Source organism: Pseudomonas sp. BJa5, assembly GCF_030272875.2.
In the GTDB taxonomy this organism is placed as follows: domain Bacteria; phylum Pseudomonadota; class Gammaproteobacteria; order Pseudomonadales; family Pseudomonadaceae; genus Aquipseudomonas.
Window position 1 is genome coordinate 1 of record NZ_JALRNG020000141.1, and the last position, 277, is coordinate 277.

General features: G+C 65.0%; 1 pseudogene. It reads left to right on the forward strand.

Features of this window, described 5'->3' with window-relative positions:
• Window positions 1-216 (forward strand): annotated as a pseudogene (locus tag M2D63_RS25755) (response regulator); the annotation flags it as partial.
• Between the last annotated feature and the right edge of the window lie 61 nt (window positions 217-277).

Here is a 277-nt window from a genome sequence, read left to right on the forward strand (position 1 = left end):
ATCTGCGATCTGCGCATGCCGCAAATGGGCGGCCTGGAGCTGATTCGCCCGGTGACCGAGCGCGCCCCCGAATTGCCGGTGATCGTGGTGTCCGGTGCCGGGGTGATGACCGATGCGGTGGAAGCGTTGCGCCTGGGCGCGGCCGATTATCTGATCAAGCCGCTGGAAGACCTCGCGGTGCTTGAGCACTCGGTGCGCCGGGCACTGGATAGGGCCTAGCTGGTGCTGGAAAACCAGCGTTACCGGGAAAAGCTCGAAACCGCCAACCGCGAACTGG